Origin of the sequence: Streptococcus gallolyticus subsp. gallolyticus DSM 16831 (genome assembly GCF_002000985.1) — a bacterium.
GTDB classification, from domain to species: domain Bacteria; phylum Bacillota; class Bacilli; order Lactobacillales; family Streptococcaceae; genus Streptococcus; species Streptococcus gallolyticus.
In genome coordinates this window covers 401,098-418,322 of sequence record NZ_CP018822.1, presented here as the reverse complement: position 1 = coordinate 418,322, position 17,225 = coordinate 401,098, and the positions used below count along the sequence as shown (strand labels likewise).

The following is a 17,225-nucleotide window of genomic DNA, read 5'->3' as shown; positions in this document are numbered from 1 at the left end:
AAAGGAACTAGAATAATGTCAGTTATTTCTATGATTTTAGTCGTTGTAGTTGCCTTCTTCGCTGGTCTTGAAGGTATCCTTGACGAATTCCAATTCCACCAACCACTAGTTGCCTGCACGCTTATCGGTCTTGTTACTGGTAACCTTGAAGCAGGTATCATCCTTGGTGGTTCACTTCAAATGATCGCTCTTGGTTGGGCTAACATTGGTGCCGCTGTTGCGCCTGATGCTGCCCTCGCCTCAGTAGCTGCTGCCATTATCATGGTCAAAGGTGGAGATTTCACAACTAAAGGTATCGCTGTTGCAACTGCGACTGCTATCCCTCTTGCTGTTGCTGGTCTTTTCCTTACAATGCTTGTTCGTACAGCTTCTGTTGCCCTTGTTCACGGTGCTGACGCTGCCGCTAAAGAAGGAAACATCGCTGCTGTTGAACGCACTCACTTAGTTGCTCTTTTCCTTCAAGGACTTCGTATTGCTGTTCCTGCTGCACTTCTTCTTGCAGTACCAACATCAGTAGTACAATCTGTTCTTAACGCTATGCCAGACTGGTTGTCAGGTGGTATGGCTGTCGGTGGTGGTATGGTTGTTGCCGTAGGTTACGCTATGGTTATCAACATGATGGCTACAAGTGAAGTATGGCCATTCTTCGCTATCGGTTTTGCAGTAGCAGCTGTCTCTGATCTTACTCTTATCGCACTTGGTACAATCGGTGTTGCCCTTGCCTTCATCTACCTTAACCTTTCAGAAAAAGGTGGAAACGGTGGCGGAACTGCTTCAGGTTCTGGTGACCCAATTGGCGATATCCTAGAAGACTACTAGAAAGGGGCACAAACATGACTGAAAAACTTCAATTATCAAAATCTGACCGTCAAAAAGTTTGGTGGCGTTCAACTTTCCTTCAAGGTTCTTGGAACTACGAACGTATGCAAAACTTAGGTTGGGCATATGCTTTAATCCCTGCCATCAAAAAACTTTATACATCTAAAGAAGACCGAGCTGCTGCTCTTGAACGTCACTTGGAATTCTTCAATACTCACCCATACGTTGCTGCTCCGATCATCGGTGTAACTCTTGCCCTTGAAGAAGAACGCGCAAATGGTGCTGAAATTGATGACACAGCTATCCAAGGGGTTAAAATCGGTATGATGGGACCTCTTGCTGGTGTCGGTGACCCAGTCTTCTGGTTTACTGTTCGTCCTATCCTTGGTGCCCTTGGTGCTTCACTTGCTATGGCAGGTAACATTGTTGGTCCACTCCTATTCTTCTTTGGATGGAACATCATTCGTATGGCATTCTTGTGGTACACTCAAGAGCTTGGTTATAAAGCTGGTTCTGAAATCACTAAAGACCTTTCAGGTGGTATTATCCAAAAAATCACTAAAGGTGCTTCAATCCTTGGTATGTTCATCCTTGCTGTCTTGGTTGAACGTTGGGTATCAATTACATTTACTGTAAATCTTCCTTCAACTCAATTGTCAGAGGGTGCTTACATCGAATTCCCTAAAGGAAACGTAACAGGTACTGAACTTCAAGGTATTCTTGGTGATGTCGCTAACGGACTTAGCTTGACTTCTACACAAACTAATACCCTTCAAAGTCAATTAGACTCATTGATTCCTGGTTTGATGGGACTTCTTCTCACATTCTTCTGTATGTGGTTGCTTAAGAAAAAAGTTTCACCAATCACAATCATCATTGGATTGTTCATCGTTGGTATCATCGCTCGCTTCTTCGGAATCATGTAATAAAAGAAAGGAAGGATTTCGATCCTTCTTTTTTTATTATGTTATAATAGACTAAAAGCTTATCAGAGGAGATGACATGGCACAATCAATTAATTCTACGGTAGAATTAACGACTACTGGTGTTTCTTACCTCGGTATGGGGGGAAAAGTTGGCAAATTTCTTTTAGGAAATAAAGGCTTAGAATTTTACAGCGATGCTAATGTTGAAGATTACATTCAAATTCCTTGGGAAAATATTGAAAAAATCGGAGCAAATGTTTCTCGCAATAAAGTCAGCCGTCACTTTGAAGTCTTTACTGACAAAGGTAAATTTCTTTTTGCCTCAAAAGATTCAGGAAAGATTCTAAAAGTAGCTCGCCAACATATCGGAAACGACAAAGTTGTCCGTATGCTAACCTTGGTTCAAACCATTATTAAAAGACTATCAAGATTTGTCAAAAGGAAATAAATCTAGTATAATAAAGAGTACGGATAAGTAAGAGTGGAGCTCTTTCAGAAAGTCTGCGGTTGCTGTGAGCAGATAGAGTGATAATTCCGAAATTCTACCGTTATATCATTTAAAAATAGAAAATTAAGTGCACAGGATGTGAAGCTGGATGGAACCGCGCGATTGCGCTCCAGCAAGTTTACATGCTGTGCTTTTTGTTCATCTGAGCTTTATTTAGCCATATGAACGCTGAAGACTACTGGAGGAAAACTATGTTAGACATCAAACGTATTCGTAATGATTTTGACGAAGTCGCTAAAAAATTAGCAACACGTGGCGTTGCTGCTGAAAAATTAGCTGAATTAAAAGAACTTGACGACAAACGCCGTGAATTGCTTGTCAAATCTGAATCAGCTAAGGCTGAACGCAACACAGCATCTGCCGCTATCGCTCAAGCAAAACGCAACAAAGAAGACGCTTCTGAACAAATTGCCGCAATGCAAAAATTATCAGCAGACATCAAAGCTACTGATGCTGAATTAGCTGAAATCGATGACAAATTAGCCGAATTCACAACTACACTTCCAAATATCCCAGCCGCTGATGTTCCTGTCGGGGCTGACGAAGATGAAAACGTAGAAGTTCGCCGTTGGGGAACACCTCGTGACTTTGACTTTGACATCAAAGCTCACTGGGACCTTGGTGAAGACCTCGGTATTCTTGACTGGGAACGTGGTGCCAAAGTTACTGGCTCTCGCTTCCTTTTCTACAAAGGACTTGGTGCTCGCCTAGAACGTGCTATCTACAACTTTATGTTGGATGAACACGCTAAAGAAGGTTACACAGAAGTTATCCCACCTTACATGGTCAACCATGACTCAATGTTCGGTACTGGTCAATATCCAAAATTCAAAGAGGACACATTTGAATTAGCTGACTCTGACTACGTTCTTATCCCAACTGCGGAAGTGCCACTTACAAACTACTACCGTGGTGAAATCCTTGACGGTAAAGAACTTCCAGTTTACTTCACAGCAATGAGCCCATCATTCCGTTCAGAAGCTGGTTCAGCTGGTCGTGACACACGTGGTTTGATTCGTCTTCACCAATTCCACAAAGTTGAAATGGTGAAATTCTCTAAACCAGAAACATCATACGACGAATTGGAAAAAATGGTGGCTAACGCTGAAAACATTCTTCAAAAACTTGGTTTGCCATACCGTGTTATCACACTTTGTACTGGCGATATGGGATTCTCAGCTGCTAAAACTTATGATTTAGAAGTTTGGATTCCAGCACAAAATACTTACCGTGAAATCTCAAGCTGTTCAAATACTGAAGATTTCCAAGCCCGTCGTGCCCAAATCCGTTACCGTGACGAAGCAGACGGCAAAGTTAAACTTCTTCACACACTTAACGGTTCAGGTCTTGCCGTTGGACGTACAGTCGCTGCAATCCTTGAAAACTACCAAAACGAAGACGGTTCTGTAACAATTCCAGAAGTTCTTCGTCCATACATGGGTGGAGCTGAAGTCATCTCACCTAAATAATAAAATATCCTGCTAGCCAACTGACTAGCAGGTGTTTTTTACTAAAGAAACCAGAATACAATAAAAATCCCCTTGAACCATCCTCAAACCAAGAAATTTTTCAGGATTTGAGGCTAGCACAAGCGGGATTTTTTAATATTTTCTAAAACGTTGATAACGACTTTCAAGGAGTTGTTCCAATGGTAGTTGACTAAGCTCATCTAATTCAGTGATTAGATTTGTTTTAATCATTTCAACAATTTCACTTGAAAAATAGCCATGTTCGGGAATAACTCTATCAACTACTCCCATATTATAAAGCTCACCAGCTGTGATTTTCATCAATTCAGCGGCTTCTGTCGCACGAGAGCCATCTTTCCAAAGAATAGAGGCAAAGCCTTCTGGACTCAAAATCGCATACATGCTGTGTTCGAGCATCCAAACCTTATCAGCTACAGCGAGTGCAAGAGCACCACCAGAGCCCCCTTCACCAATGATAATAGCGATAATTGGCACTTTAAGGTCGCTCATTTCAAGTAGATTGCGTGCAATGGCTTCCCCTTGCCCACGTTCTTCAGCACCAACACCAGGATAAGCTCCCGCTGTATTGATAAACGTAACGACAGGACGACCGAATTTTTCAGCTTGTTTCATCAAACGTAATGCTTTACGGTAACCTTCTGGATTTGGTTGACCAAAATTGCGTTTGAGATTTTCTTGTAAATTTTTTCCTTTTTGAATACCAATAACTGTCACAGGACGACCATCTAGGCGTGCGATACCGCCAACAACGGCACCGTCATCGGCAAAATGACGATCACCATGAAGTTCCATGAAATCATCAAAAATGAGTTCAGCGTATTCCAAGGTTGTCAAACGTCCTTGGTCACGCGCTTCTTTCAATATTCTTGATACATCGCTACTCATTTAGCACCTCCATGAAACGCAACTAATTTGGCAATAACATCTGGCATTTCCGTGCGTTTAACAATCGCATCAACAAAACCATGTTCCAAAAGGAATTCTGCCTTTTGAAAATCCTCAGGCAAGTTTTCTCGAACAGTCGTTTCAATAACACGTCGTCCAGCAAAGCCGACTAAAGCTTGTGGTTCAGCAATAATAATATCACCTTCCATAGCAAAACTTGCTGTCACACCACCCGTTGTAGGGTCGGTCAAAATCGTTAAATAAAACAGACCAGCTTCAGAATGACGCTTAACAGCAGCTGAAATTTTTGCCATTTGCATCAAGCTCATAATACCTTCTTGCATACGAGCGCCACCTGATGCTGTGAAAATGACAACAGGTAGTTTTTCTCCAATTGCTAATTCGAATAAGCGTGTTATTTTTTCACCAACAACTGTCCCCATTGATGCCATGATAAAGTTTGAATCCATAATGGCAAGCGCCACTTTTTGCCCCTTTATCAAAGCCTTACCAGTCAAAACAGCTTCATCAAGTCCAGTTTTTTCACGCATTTTAGCTAATTTTTCTTGGTAACCTGGGAATTTAAGAGGGTCTTGCGTTTGTAGCCCAGCAAAGAGTTCCTCAAAACTTCCTTCATCTACGGTAATAGCTAAGCGCTCTTTGGCAGAAATTCGAAAATTATAAGAACAAGCTGGACAAATTTTTGCCACTCCTAAATCCTTTTGATAAATCATATGCTTACAAGCTGGGCACTTTGCAAACAATTCATCAGGTACCTCTGGTACTTCACGAGGCGCTGATTGGTTTAGGGAGTTATTGGGAGTAATTCGAATGTATTTATCTTTTTTACTAAATAAAGCCATGAAATCTCCTAATCATTTTCTTTATTATAATTTGGCAAGAAAGTCTCCATCAAGAATGACGTATCGTAGTCTCCAGCGATGACATGCTCATCTGAAATTAAATCCATTTGGAATTCTGCATTTGTGGTAACACCTTCAATTTCTAACTCATAAAGGGCACGCTGCATTTTCATCAGAGCATCAAATCGATTCTCACCATGAACAATAATTTTAGCAATCATACTGTCATAATAAGGTGGAATACTATAACCATTGTAAACAGCTGAATCAACACGTAATCCAACACCACCACTTGGCAAATACAAATCTGTAATTTTACCAGGGCTCGGTGCAAAATTGAATTTCGGATTTTCAGCATTAATACGACATTCAATCGCATGACCTGTGATTGTAATATCATCTTGTGTCACAGATAATGGTTGACCTGCTGCAATACGAATTTGTTCCTTAACAATATCAACACCAGTAACAAACTCAGTGACAGGGTGTTCTACCTGAACACGTGTGTTCATTTCCATAAAGTAAAATTCTGATGTTTTCTCGTCAAGCAAGAATTCAATCGTACCTGCATTTTCATAGTGAACTGCTTTTGCGGCACGAATAGCGGCATCGCCAATTTGAGCACGCAAGGTTTTACCAATAGCAACTGATGGACTTTCTTCTAAAACTTTTTGGTTATTACGCTGAAGAGAGCAGTCACGTTCACCAAGATGAACGACATTGTCATGAGAATCACCTAAAATTTGAACTTCGATGTGTCGAGCTGGATAGATGACTTTTTCGATGTACATAGCACCGTTACCGAAAGCCGCCAAAGCTTCTTGTGAAGCTGATTCAAAGGCAGGTACAAGTTCTTCTGCAGATTCGACTTTTCGAATTCCTTTACCACCGCCACCAGCAGAAGCTTTTAGCATAACAGGATAACCAAGTCTATCAGCCACTTCAAGTGCTTCCTCTGCAGTAAATACCTCACCGTCAGAACCAGGAATAACAGGTACGTTTGCAGCAATCATTTCAGCACGAGCATTGATTTTATCACCCATTTTATCCATGATTTCAGCACTAGGACCGATAAATTTGATGTGCATTTCTTCACACATGGTAGCAAATTTTGAATTTTCACTTAAAAAACCAAAACCTGGGTGAATGGCTTGCGCTCCTGTCACAATAGCAGCTGACAAGACAGCATTCATATTAAGATAAGAATCGGTTGAACGAGCTGGACCGATACAGATTGCTTCATCAGCCAAAATTGTATGCAAAGAATTTTTATCCGCTTCAGAATAGACAGCTACCGTATTGATTCCCAATTCACGCGCTGCACGAATAATACGCACCGCAATCTCACCACGATTGGCAATTAATAATTTTTTAAACATACGTCTGCTTTTATCCTCCTATCAGGAATTGCATCTTTGCAACCCTTGTCAAAATTCTTTATGTTGTCACAGTTTACGTTAAACTACTATTCTTCTTAACTGCCAATAGCAAATGTCAATGTGCCAGAAGCTGCTAATTTCCCGTCAACTTCTGCTTTTGCTTCAACTACAGCAATTGTACCACGACGTTTGACAAATTTTGCTGTCATCACCAATTGGTCACCTGGAACAACTTGTTTCTTGAAACGAACTTTATCCATTCCAGCGTAGAAAACTAGTTTCCCTTTATTTTCTTCTTTTGAAAGTTCCAAAACACCAGCAGTTTGCGCAAGAGCCTCCATAATAAGAACGCCTGGCATTACTGGATATTCTGGAAAATGACCATTGAAAAACGGCTCATTGATTGTCACATTTTTAATTGCAACAATTTCATCGTCACTCACTTCAAGCACACGGTCAACCAAAAGCATTGGGTAACGGTGTGGCAAAGCTTCACGAATTTGTTTAATATCAATCATTTAATACGTACCAATCCTTGTCCAAATTCAACAACATCTTCGTTATTTACCATAATTTCTGTGACAATACCATCGTTTGGAGCTGGAATTTCATTCATCACTTTCATTGCCTCAATAATCAACAATGTTTGACCTTTTTTAACAGAATCTCCAACTGAAACAAAGGCTGGTTTATCAGGAGCTGGAGCAAGATAAGCCACACCAACAAGCGGACTTGTTACTTCATCACCTTCAGCAAAAATATCAGTATCAACAACTGTTTCTTCAGAATCGCTTGCTGCTTGCGCAGGTGCCACAGGAGCAGTTGCTGCTACTTCAACTGGTGCCGCAGCAGGAGCTTGACTAGCTTGTTGTGGTACTACTGGTGAAGTGTATTCATTTTTGCTAAATGTCAATTCAGCTTCACCTGTTTTAAATGAAAATTCACGTAAGCTTGATTGGTCAAATTGTGCCATCAAATCTTTTACTTCTGAAATATTCACCATTACGCCTCCCAACGTTTAAATGCTAAAACAGCATTGTGTCCACCAAAGCCAAATGTATTTGAAATAGCATATTCTAGCTCTGCTTCTTGACCTTGTCCATAAACGACATTGGCTTCAATATCTTCTGACAACTCACGTGTACCAGCTGTCATTGGAATGTAGTTATGACGAAGTGCTTCGATAGTAGCAACAGCTTCAACAGCACCAGCAGCACCAAGAAGGTGACCAGTAAATGATTTTGTTGAAGAAACTGGAACATCTTTACCAAGAACTGTTACGATAGCTTTGCTTTCGCCTTTTTCATTGGCTTGTGTAGAAGTACCGTGTGCATTGACATAGTCCACATCTTCTGGAGAAATACCTGCTTCTTTAATAGCCAATTTAATCGCTTTAGCCGCACCAGAACCGTCTGGTGTTGGTGTTGTTTGGTGATAAGCGTCACAGTTGCTACCATAACCAACAACTTCAGCAAGGATTGTTGCACCACGTTTTTGAGCGTGTTCAAGGCTTTCAAGAACAAGGACACCTGCACCTTCACCCATCACAAAACCGTTACGGTCTTTATCAAATGGAATAGCAGAGCGAGCTGGGTCTTCTGTTGTTGAAAGGGCAGTCAAGGCGTTGAAACCTCCAATACCGATTTCATTGATTGTTGATTCAGCACCACCAGCTAAGATCACATCATGATAACCGAATTTAATTTCACGGAAAGCTTCACCGATTGCATCATTAGATGAGGCACAAGCTGTTGTGATTGATTTACATACACCACGAGCACCAATACGCAAAGCAATGTTTCCTGCAGCCATATTTGACAAAGCTTTCGGAATGAACATTGGTTGAATACGTTTGATTCCTTTTTCGTGCATACGAATAATTTGCTCTTGCATTTCTTGCAAACCACCAATACCAGATGACACGATAACACCTGTACGGTCACGGTCAACAGTGTCCATATCCAGTTTTGCATTTTCAAGAGCTTCTAAAGTCGCATAAATCGCATAAAGTGAATATTGGTCCATACGATTTTTATCTTTGCGAACAAAGTATTTATCAAATGGAAAATCGTGAATTTCACCAGCGTTGTGAACAGGAATTTCAGAATTATCAAATTTAGTGATTGGTCCAATACCAATTTTACCGTCGTGAAGATTATTCCAAAACTCTTCTGGTGTATTTCCAATAGGGGATGTTAAACCGTAGCCTGTAACTACAACTCTATTTAATGTCATTTTTGTCTCCTTTTAAGAGAAATTTTCAACTCTAATTAAAATCATCAAGACAAAGCAATCGATTATTGCATTGTCATACCACCGTCGATAGCAATCACTTGACCTGTCAAGTAATCTTGCTGTGCTAAGAAACTAGCAACAGAAGCCACTTCTTCAGCTTTACCAATGCGTTTCATTGGAATTCCTGCCAAAATCGCTTCTTGCATTTTTTCAGGAATCGCATCAGTCATATCTGATTCAATAAAACCAGGGGCAATAGCATTGACACGAACACCGCGCGCAGCTACTTCACGAGCAACTGATTTCGTAAAACCAATCAAACCAGCTTTTGAAGCAGCGTAGTTAGCTTGTCCAACATTACCAGTCAAACCAACAACGCTTGATAAGTTAATGATAGCACCTTGACGAGCACGTGTCATCGGTTTTAAGACTGATTGTGTCATGTTAAACGCACCAGTCAAATTAACTTTAAGCACAGACTCAAAATCAGCTTCTGACATTTTTAGCATTAATTTATCGTTGGTAATACCTGCGTTATTAACTAAAACATCAACAGAACCAAGCTCGTTGATAGCTTCATCAACCATACGCTTAGCATCGTCAAAATTTGACACATCACCCGAAATAGCAATCACTTTAACGTGATAGTCTTTAAAACTATCAATCAAATCTTGCGAAATTTCAGAACGCCCATTAAGGACAATATTAGCGCCAAGACTAGCAAATTGACGTGCGATAGCTAAACCAATTCCACGAGTTGAACCCGTTACGAAAACATTTTTATCTTTGATTTCCATGATTTTCTCCTATTTTTCTAGCAAAGCTTCTAAACTAGCTTCATCTTCAACCGTTGAGGCTGGAATAGCCTTATCGATTTTACGAAGAAATCCGCTCAAAACTTTACCAGGACCAATTTCGATAACTTCTGTCATTCCAAGCTCACGCATTGTTTCGATAGAATCATAAAAACGAACAGGCTCCTTAACTTGTCTAGCAAGTAAAGCTTTAATATCAGCATGGTCCATAACTTTTGCTTCTGTATTGCCAATTAAAGGAACTTGAAATTCAGAAAATGTCACCTTATCAAGAACCTCTGCCAAACGTTCACTAGCAGATTGTAGTAAAGCAGTATGGAAAGGTCCTGAAACTTTCAAAGGAATTAAACGTTTTACGCCTGCTTCTTTTAGCAACTCAACGGCATAATTAACGGCTTCTGTTTCTCCACCGATAACGATTTGTGCAGGTGTATTGTAGTTAGCAGGTGTCACAATTCCCTTGCTAGAAGCCTTTTGACAAATTTCTTCAATCAATGAAGCCTCTGTATTCATGACAGCAACCATTTTCCCAGTACCAGCTGGCGCTGCTGTTTCCATAAATTCACCACGCTTAGCAACAAGCGCAACGGCATCTTCAAAACTTAAAGCACCTGAAGCCACCAAAGCAGAATATTCACCAAGAGAAAGACCAGCCACCATATCAGGACGATATCCCTTTTCTTGCAACAAGCGGAAAATGGCAACCGAAGTTGTCAAAATCGCTGGTTGAGTATAGCGAGTTTGGTTGAGCTTATCTTCCTCATTGTCAATTAATTCACGAATATCATATCCGAGAATGCTGCTAGCTTGTTCAAAAGTTTCTCTAACAATAGGATATTTCTCATATAAATCACTTGCCATTCCAAGTTTTTGAGCCCCTTGACCGGCAAATAAAAAGGCTGTTTTTGTCATTAAATCCTCCTAAGCGGGAAAATTGGTTTATTTTATATTAAAGTTTTTTAGTCTTTATCACTAATCAGACCAACGTTTAGCTTCTTCCAAGATGACTTCTTGAGCGCCATAGTAAAGGTCTTTCAAGATTTCTTCACAAGTTTCTTCTTTACGAATAAGCCCTGCAATCTGACCGGCCATAACTGAACCAGTAACAACATCACCGTCAACAACCGCATTACGTAAAGCACCTGCACCAAGCACTTCAATATCTTCTGCCGTCTTACGTCCAGCTAGAAAATCTTTTTCAGCATGTGCATATGATGTTGTTAATTTATTTTTGACAGCACGAACTGGGTGTCCAACAACTGACGCTGAAATAACGGTATCAATATCTTTTGCTTTCAAGATTTTATCTTTAAAGTTTTGGTGTGCATTAGATTCTTTAGAAACTGCAAAGCGTGTTCCAACTTGAATAGCTTCCGCACCAAGCATAAAGATCGCTGCAGCACCACGTCCATCACCAACACCACCAGCACCAATAACAGGAATATTTACCGCATCCACAACTTGACGAACAAGTGTCATTGTTGTCAATTTACCGATGTGTCCACCAGCTTCCATACCTTCTGCGATAACTGCATCAGCACCTAATTTTTCCATACGTTTTGCAAGAGCAACACTTGGAACAACTGGAATAACTGTAATACCTGCTTCATGGAAACGTTCCATGTATTTACCAGGGTTACCAGCACCTGTTGTGACAACTTTTACACCTTCTTCAATGACTAAATCTACAATATCATCAACAAATGGTGATAAAAGCATAATATTGACACCAAAAGGTTTGTCTGTAATTTCTTTAACTTTATCGATATTAGCTTTAACAACTTCTTTTGGGGCATTACCACCACCGATAATACCTAAACCACCAGCATTAGAAACAGCACCAGCTAGATCACCATCAGCAACCCATGCCATTCCTCCTTGAAAAATTGGATATTTTATATTTAATAATTCTGTTATACGTGTTTTCATATTAAACCTTCTTAGTCTTTATAAAACAATAATTTGATAGTCAAACTATCATAATAAGAAGAGAGGGAGTAAGATAAGCACTAATGTCTTAGTTACATATCCCACAACCCTTCCTACTAAATATAGTGGAGTTAGTTTTTAGCACCAACTCCAGCCATGCTATTATTTTGTTTTTTCTTCAACGTAAGCAACCAAGTCACCTACAGTATTAAGACCTTCTTCAGTTTCAATTTGGATGTCGAATTCATCTTCGATTTCTGAAATAACTTGGAAAACATCAAGTGAATCAGCATCAAGTTCATCGAAAGTAGTTTCCAATTTTACTTCATCTGTCTCTTTACCAAGTTCTTCAACGATAATTTCTTGTACTTTTTCAAATACTGCCATGATTATTTCTCCTTATAAATATAAATAAAAATTTTATCTTGTGCTTATACACAAGTTTGTAACTAGATTTTAACAATTAGACTGCCCCATGTCAAACCTCCACCAAAAGCAGAGAAAAGAACTGTTTGTGAACCGTCTAATTTAATGTATCCTTTATCAACATACTCAGATAAAAGAATCGGAATACTTGCTGCACTGGTATTTCCATATTCCATCATGTTAGCTGGAAGTTTATCTACATCAACACCAATTTTTTTAGCAATTTTATCTAAAATACGGATATTAGCTTGGTGTAAAAACAAATAATCCAAATCTTCAGCTGCCACATCAGAAGCTTCAATTAAAGCCTTGATACTCTTAGAAACGTCACGGATTGCAAAATCAAAAATTGCTCTACCATCCATTTTTAAGAATTTATCATCAGTTTCTTCTTCTGAAAATGGCGAAGACAAGCCAACTTTCCCTGAAGTCAAACTAAGCCCACGACTGCCGTCTGTATGGAGTGATTCAGCTAAGAAATGTTTTGTTTCAGAAGCCTCAATCAAGACACCACCAGCACCGTCGCCAAACAAAACCGAACTGCTACGTTCAGACCAGTCTAACGTTTTTGACAAAGTCTCAGCGCCAATCACAATTCCTTTTTTGTACATACCTGACTGGATGAATTTATCCGCAGTTGCCAAAGCAAATACAAAACCACTACATGCTGCCGTCAAATCCATTGCAAAGGCATTAACCGCACCAACATTCGCTTGAATACGTGCTGCCGTAGAAGGCATTAAACTATCAGGGGTTATCGTTGCAACAATGATGAAGTCAATATCTTCAGCCGATAAACCAGCTTTAGAAATCAGTTGCTTGGCAACTTGTGTCCCTAAATCACTAGTTGTTTCATTTCGAGTGATGTGTCGTCTTTTGATACCAGTACGTGATGAAATCCACTCATCACTAGTATCCATAATTTTCGACAAATCATCGTTTGTAATCACTTGTTCAGGGGCATAGGCTGCTGCCTGAGCAATTCTTGCAAATACCATTATTACATTAACTCCTCAAGAAACTTATGAAGATTCTTCAACCCTTGAGCCAAGGCTTCAAATTCCTCTTCATTCATATCTTCCGCAATATGGATAACCATATTTTTGTGGAATTTATGATGAAGTCTGTCTAGTAATCTTCCTTTTTTTGTCAAAGTTAAGTGAACAACACGGCGGTCCAATTTTGAACGTCGTCTTTCAATATAACCTTTTGCCTCAAGTTTATTCAGGCTAGTGGTTATTGTTCCGAGCGTTAACATCAACTCACGAGCAATATCACTTGGAGTAACATTAGAATTTTTACCAATAATCTCAATGGTATGCATTTCTTTTAATGAAACATCATTGAACTGACTTGTTCTTAGACTTGTCTCTTCAATGACTTGAACACGATTAAAAATATCAACAAGGTATTCATTGATTCTATTATAATCCAAGATTTCACCTCCTAAATAAACTTTGACAGTCAAAGTATATCAAACATCAAAACATTTTGCAAGATATTTAAGATTCTTCCATTCAATAATTTGAAAATCGAATCATCTTCTTACATTATTTTCCTGAAAATTTTGGACGACGTTTTTCAGCAAAAGCACGGACGCCCTCTTTAAAATCTTCCTTAAATGCTAGTTCTTCTTGAAGTTGCAATTCAAGTGACGTATAATCTTCCCAACCTTCAAAAGATGCCTTCCATGACATTTCTTTAATCGCACGGTAAGAATTTGCTGAGCCTCGTAGCAAACGTTTTGTGAGTTGATTTGTTGTTCGTTCAAGCTTTTCAGACTCGCATAGTCGGTAAACAATGCCATATTCAAGCGCTTTTTGGGCATTTAAACCTTCCCCAGTCATTGCCAATTGAATGGCACGAGTTGTACCAATCGCACGGCTCATTAAGAAAAGGCCTCCAGCATCTGGCGCAAGACCTACACCAACAAAAGCTTGAATGAATTTAGCTTTTTCACTAGCAACAACAAAATCTGCAGCGACAGCCATATTTGCAGCTGCTCCCGCAACCGCACCATCTACACTCATAATAACTGGCTTTGGCAATTTTTTCATTGCAAATGAAATTTTATTAACCAAACTAGCAATTTCAACCAATGATTCAACATTGTCAGATTCTACGGCACGTTGCATTTCTGCCAAATCACCGCCAATTGAAAAAACTTTTCCAACTGCCTTAATAACCAAAATCTTGACAGAATCATCTGATTTAACGTTATCTAAAACCTCAAGAATCTCTTGACATGTCGGGATATTAAAACCGTTTGAAATATCAGGACGATTCAAGGTTAAAGTTGCCACTTCGCCCTTTTCATAAATAACATTATTAAAAGACATCTATTACCTCCAATAAATAGGACAAAAATAGTTTGATGATTTAACTATTTAGCAAGTGCTATTTTAGCATATTATTTCTTTTTTTATCAAGTAAAAACTACTTATTTCACAAAAATAATTTGATATATAAATAATTCAACAATCAAATGATTGTAATAAAAAAATGGAAAACTAGCGATAATTGCTACCTTTCCACGCCTTTTCTTACTTTAATCAACAAGTTCTTCAAAAATCTGAGTCAAATTGTCAACCAAGCGATTTGCCTTGCTTTGGTTCATTCCAAATAACTTATCTTCAATTGCCCAAACTTGCAAGTCAGCAGAAACACCTGCTTGAATACCTTTTTCACTGTCCTCAACAACCAAAATATTATCATGATTCGTTCCTAATTGCCGAGCAGCTTCCTGATAAATAGCTGGATGAGGTTTTCCTTTTGGAAATTCTTCCCCCGATAAAATAACTGAGAAATACGCTCTCATCTTTGTATCGTCTAAAGCCTTTAAAATATCATGTTTTGTTGAACTTGATGCTAAGCCCAAACGATAACCATTATCATAAAGCTTCTTAATCACTTCAAAAGTATCTGGAAAAATTAAATCCTTATAAGGAAGTGGGTGATTATGCTTATAGGTTGTATATTCTTCTTGCAATTGGTGAATATCCCAATTCTCATAATCATCACGTAAAATATCTCGCCAAATTTGTTTCATGTTTCCACCAATAAAAAAACTAGGTGGTAAATGCTTGATACTAATTCCTTTTTCAGCTAAAAATTTTTCACGTCTATGATAATAAAAAGTCTCTGTATCAAATAATACACCGTCCATATCAAAAATAATAGCATTAAAATTTTCCATTCCTCTATTATACTATCTTTTTCTTTTAAAAACTACTGACAAATTTTCAGAATTTTGCTATAATTGTTTACAAATTTAAATTTTGGAGAAGTCATGAAAGTAATCAAATTTGGTGGTAGCTCGCTCGCTTCTGCTGAGCAACTCAAAAAAGTATTGAACATTGTTAAATCAGACTCAGAACGACGCTTTGTCGTTGTGTCTGCCCCAGGTAAGCGTAACGCTGAAGATACCAAGGTAACAGACGCCCTTATTAAATACTATAAAGCATATACAGCTGGCGATGACGTTACTGCTGCGCAAGAATGGATCATCAATCGTTATCAAGCCATGGCAGAAGAACTCGGTTTAAACTCTTCTATCGTGAGCAAAATTGCTGGTGCCATTACAAATCTTGCAACTCTTCCTATTGACGGAAATGATTTTCTTTATGATACCTTCCTAGCAGCTGGTGAGGACAATAACGCAAAACTCGTTGCGGAATACTTCCGTAAAAACGGTATTGCTGCTCGTTATGTTCACCCTAAAGAGGCTGGAATCATCGTATCTAGTGAACCAGGAAACGCTCGTATTCTTCCGTCAAGTTATGACAAGCTTGAAGAATTACGTGATTCTGAAGAAGTCCTTGTTATCCCTGGCTTCTTTGGTGTAACAACTGATGGGCAAATTTGTACCTTCTCACGTGGTGGGTCAGATATTTCAGGTTCTATCGTTGCCGCTGGTGTCAAAGCTGATTTATATGAAAACTTTACTGATGTTAATGGTATTTTTGCAGCCCACCCAGGCGTTGTCCATAAACCCCACACTATTAAAGAATTAACATACAGAGAAATGCGTGAGCTTGCCTATGCAGGGTTCTCTGTCCTACATGACGAAGCGTTGATTCCTGCCTACCGTGGTAAAATTCCACTTGTCATTAAAAATACAAATAATCCTGACCACCCAGGGACACGTATTACTTTAAAACACAGCGGACCTACAATTCCTGTCATCGGTATCGCTGCAGATGATAACTTCGCAAGTATCAACATGTCTAAATACCTCATGAACCGCGAAGTCGGATTTGGTCGAAAAGTCCTCCAAATTTTAGAAGACCTCAATATCCGTTGGGAACACATGCCAACAGGTATCGACGATATGTCAGTTATCGTCCGTGAACGCGAATTAACACCAATCAAAGAACAAGAAATCATCTCTTACCTCACACGAGAGTTAGGTGTTGATGAAGTTGATATCGAGCACAATCTTTCAATCATCATGATTGTTGGTGAAGATATGAAAAACCATATCGGGGTAACTGCTACAGCAACCAAAGCTCTTTCAGATAAACACATCAACCTTGAAATGATTTCTCAAGGTTCAAGTGAAGTTTCTGTCATGTTTGTAACCCAAACAGAACAAGAAAAACAAGCCGTCCGCGCTTTATATAATGCTTTCTTCACAGAAGAACAAAATTAATTCTACACACGAAACTCTGAGGCAATAAAGTCTCAGAGTTTTATTTTTGATGATAAACCCTACTAATCAAACTGTGATATATAGAAAATTCAAACTGACTAAAGTTGTCATTATTTTTATGTTTCTTAGTTTTCTCCCTTTTATTAGATTGGCATAACTCAAAATCTCCAGTACTTGAAGCCTAAACTGAAAAATTAGCAAAATACTTTTTCTGTTCAAAACATTTTTCCCTTATAAGAAACAACAATTCAAAACCTCTACTTTATCGGGTAACAAACACTATTTTACCTGTATTGACA

19 protein-coding genes are annotated in these 17,225 nt (G+C 39.0%); 5 read left to right on the top strand and 14 right to left on the bottom strand.

Annotated features, from left to right (window positions below):
• Positions 1 to 15 precede the first annotated feature (15 nt).
• The 4 genes from BTR42_RS02330 to serS all read left to right on the top strand — a co-directional run bounded on the left by BTR42_RS02330 (position 16) and on the right by serS (position 3,722).
• Positions 16 to 819: a PTS mannose/fructose/sorbose transporter subunit IIC gene (locus BTR42_RS02330; protein ID WP_009853426.1), complete on the top strand. Its 804-nt coding sequence runs from the start codon at positions 16 to 18 to the stop codon at positions 817 to 819.
• A gap of 14 nt (positions 820 to 833) precedes the next feature.
• Positions 834 to 1,745, top strand: a complete 912-nt coding sequence (locus tag BTR42_RS02325; RefSeq protein WP_077496220.1) for a PTS system mannose/fructose/sorbose family transporter subunit IID — start codon at positions 834 to 836, stop codon at positions 1,743 to 1,745.
• A gap of 76 nt (positions 1,746 to 1,821) precedes the next feature.
• Entirely contained in the window at positions 1,822 to 2,193 is a 372-nt protein-coding gene (locus BTR42_RS02320) for a DUF956 family protein (protein ID WP_009853424.1), read from the top strand.
• A gap of 251 nt (positions 2,194 to 2,444) precedes the next feature.
• Positions 2,445 to 3,722 carry a serine--tRNA ligase gene (gene serS / locus BTR42_RS02315; protein WP_009853423.1) on the top strand — a complete coding sequence of 426 codons (1,278 nt, stop codon included), beginning with the start codon at positions 2,445 to 2,447 and terminating at the stop codon, positions 3,720 to 3,722.
• A 132-nt stretch (positions 3,723 to 3,854) separates the two neighbouring features.
• Here serS and BTR42_RS02310 read toward each other — a convergent pair whose 3' ends face one another.
• The 14 genes from BTR42_RS02310 to BTR42_RS02245 form a co-directional block, all read right to left on the bottom strand.
• Positions 3,855 to 4,628, bottom strand: coding sequence for an acetyl-CoA carboxylase carboxyl transferase subunit alpha (locus BTR42_RS02310; RefSeq protein WP_009853422.1), 774 nt, complete (start codon positions 4,626 to 4,628; stop codon positions 3,855 to 3,857).
• Entirely contained in the window at positions 4,625 to 5,491 is an 867-nt protein-coding gene (gene accD, locus BTR42_RS02305; protein WP_077496218.1) for an acetyl-CoA carboxylase, carboxyltransferase subunit beta, read from the bottom strand. The genes BTR42_RS02310 and accD overlap by 4 nt, the downstream gene beginning before the upstream one ends.
• An 8-nt stretch (positions 5,492 to 5,499) precedes the next feature.
• Complete coding sequence (locus tag BTR42_RS02300; protein ID WP_061459038.1) at positions 5,500 to 6,870, bottom strand: acetyl-CoA carboxylase biotin carboxylase subunit; 1,371 nt, start codon at positions 6,868 to 6,870, stop codon at positions 5,500 to 5,502.
• A 95-nt stretch (positions 6,871 to 6,965) separates the two neighbouring features.
• Positions 6,966 to 7,388 (bottom strand): 3-hydroxyacyl-ACP dehydratase FabZ, encoded by a 423-nt coding sequence (gene fabZ, locus BTR42_RS02295; RefSeq protein ID WP_009853419.1) that lies wholly within the window; start codon positions 7,386 to 7,388, stop codon positions 6,966 to 6,968.
• A complete protein-coding gene (accB, locus tag BTR42_RS02290; protein WP_043878624.1) occupies positions 7,385 to 7,870 on the bottom strand; it encodes an acetyl-CoA carboxylase biotin carboxyl carrier protein in 486 nt (161 codons plus the stop codon). The genes fabZ and accB overlap by 4 nt, the downstream gene beginning before the upstream one ends.
• 2 nt (positions 7,871 to 7,872) lie before the next feature.
• Positions 7,873 to 9,105, bottom strand: a complete 1,233-nt coding sequence (gene fabF, locus BTR42_RS02285) for a beta-ketoacyl-ACP synthase II (protein WP_009853417.1) — start codon at positions 9,103 to 9,105, stop codon at positions 7,873 to 7,875.
• A 62-nt stretch (positions 9,106 to 9,167) separates the two neighbouring features.
• Positions 9,168 to 9,902 carry a 3-oxoacyl-[acyl-carrier-protein] reductase gene (gene fabG, locus BTR42_RS02280; protein WP_039694857.1) on the bottom strand — a complete coding sequence of 245 codons (735 nt, stop codon included), beginning with the start codon at positions 9,900 to 9,902 and terminating at the stop codon, positions 9,168 to 9,170.
• A gap of 9 nt (positions 9,903 to 9,911) precedes the next feature.
• Positions 9,912 to 10,832, bottom strand: coding sequence for an ACP S-malonyltransferase (gene fabD, locus BTR42_RS02275; RefSeq protein WP_009853415.1), 921 nt, complete (start codon positions 10,830 to 10,832; stop codon positions 9,912 to 9,914).
• Positions 10,833 to 10,892: 60 nt separating this feature from the next.
• Entirely contained in the window at positions 10,893 to 11,849 is a 957-nt protein-coding gene (fabK, locus tag BTR42_RS02270; protein ID WP_009853414.1) for an enoyl-[acyl-carrier-protein] reductase FabK, read from the bottom strand.
• A 162-nt stretch (positions 11,850 to 12,011) separates the two neighbouring features.
• The gene (locus BTR42_RS02265; RefSeq protein ID WP_003063346.1) at positions 12,012 to 12,236 is read right to left on the bottom strand and encodes an acyl carrier protein; all 225 of its coding nucleotides are present in this window, start codon (positions 12,234 to 12,236) and stop codon (positions 12,012 to 12,014) included.
• A 62-nt stretch (positions 12,237 to 12,298) separates the two neighbouring features.
• The gene (locus BTR42_RS02260; RefSeq protein ID WP_077496216.1) at positions 12,299 to 13,273 is read right to left on the bottom strand and encodes a beta-ketoacyl-ACP synthase III; all 975 of its coding nucleotides are present in this window, start codon (positions 13,271 to 13,273) and stop codon (positions 12,299 to 12,301) included.
• A 2-nt stretch (positions 13,274 to 13,275) separates the two neighbouring features.
• A complete protein-coding gene (gene fabT, locus BTR42_RS02255) occupies positions 13,276 to 13,710 on the bottom strand; it encodes a fatty acid biosynthesis transcriptional regulator FabT (RefSeq protein ID WP_012961424.1) in 435 nt (144 codons plus the stop codon).
• A gap of 115 nt (positions 13,711 to 13,825) precedes the next feature.
• Complete coding sequence (locus BTR42_RS02250; protein WP_009853411.1) at positions 13,826 to 14,614, bottom strand: enoyl-CoA hydratase; 789 nt, start codon at positions 14,612 to 14,614, stop codon at positions 13,826 to 13,828.
• Positions 14,615 to 14,823: 209 nt separating this feature from the next.
• Positions 14,824 to 15,471 (bottom strand): HAD family hydrolase, encoded by a 648-nt coding sequence (locus BTR42_RS02245; RefSeq protein ID WP_009853410.1) that lies wholly within the window; start codon positions 15,469 to 15,471, stop codon positions 14,824 to 14,826.
• 93 nt (positions 15,472 to 15,564) lie between these two features.
• Here BTR42_RS02245 and BTR42_RS02240 point away from each other — a divergent pair, with 93 nt between their 5' ends.
• Complete coding sequence (locus BTR42_RS02240; protein ID WP_077496214.1) at positions 15,565 to 16,926, top strand: aspartate kinase; 1,362 nt, start codon at positions 15,565 to 15,567, stop codon at positions 16,924 to 16,926.
• Positions 16,927 to 17,225: the final 299 nt, after the last annotated feature.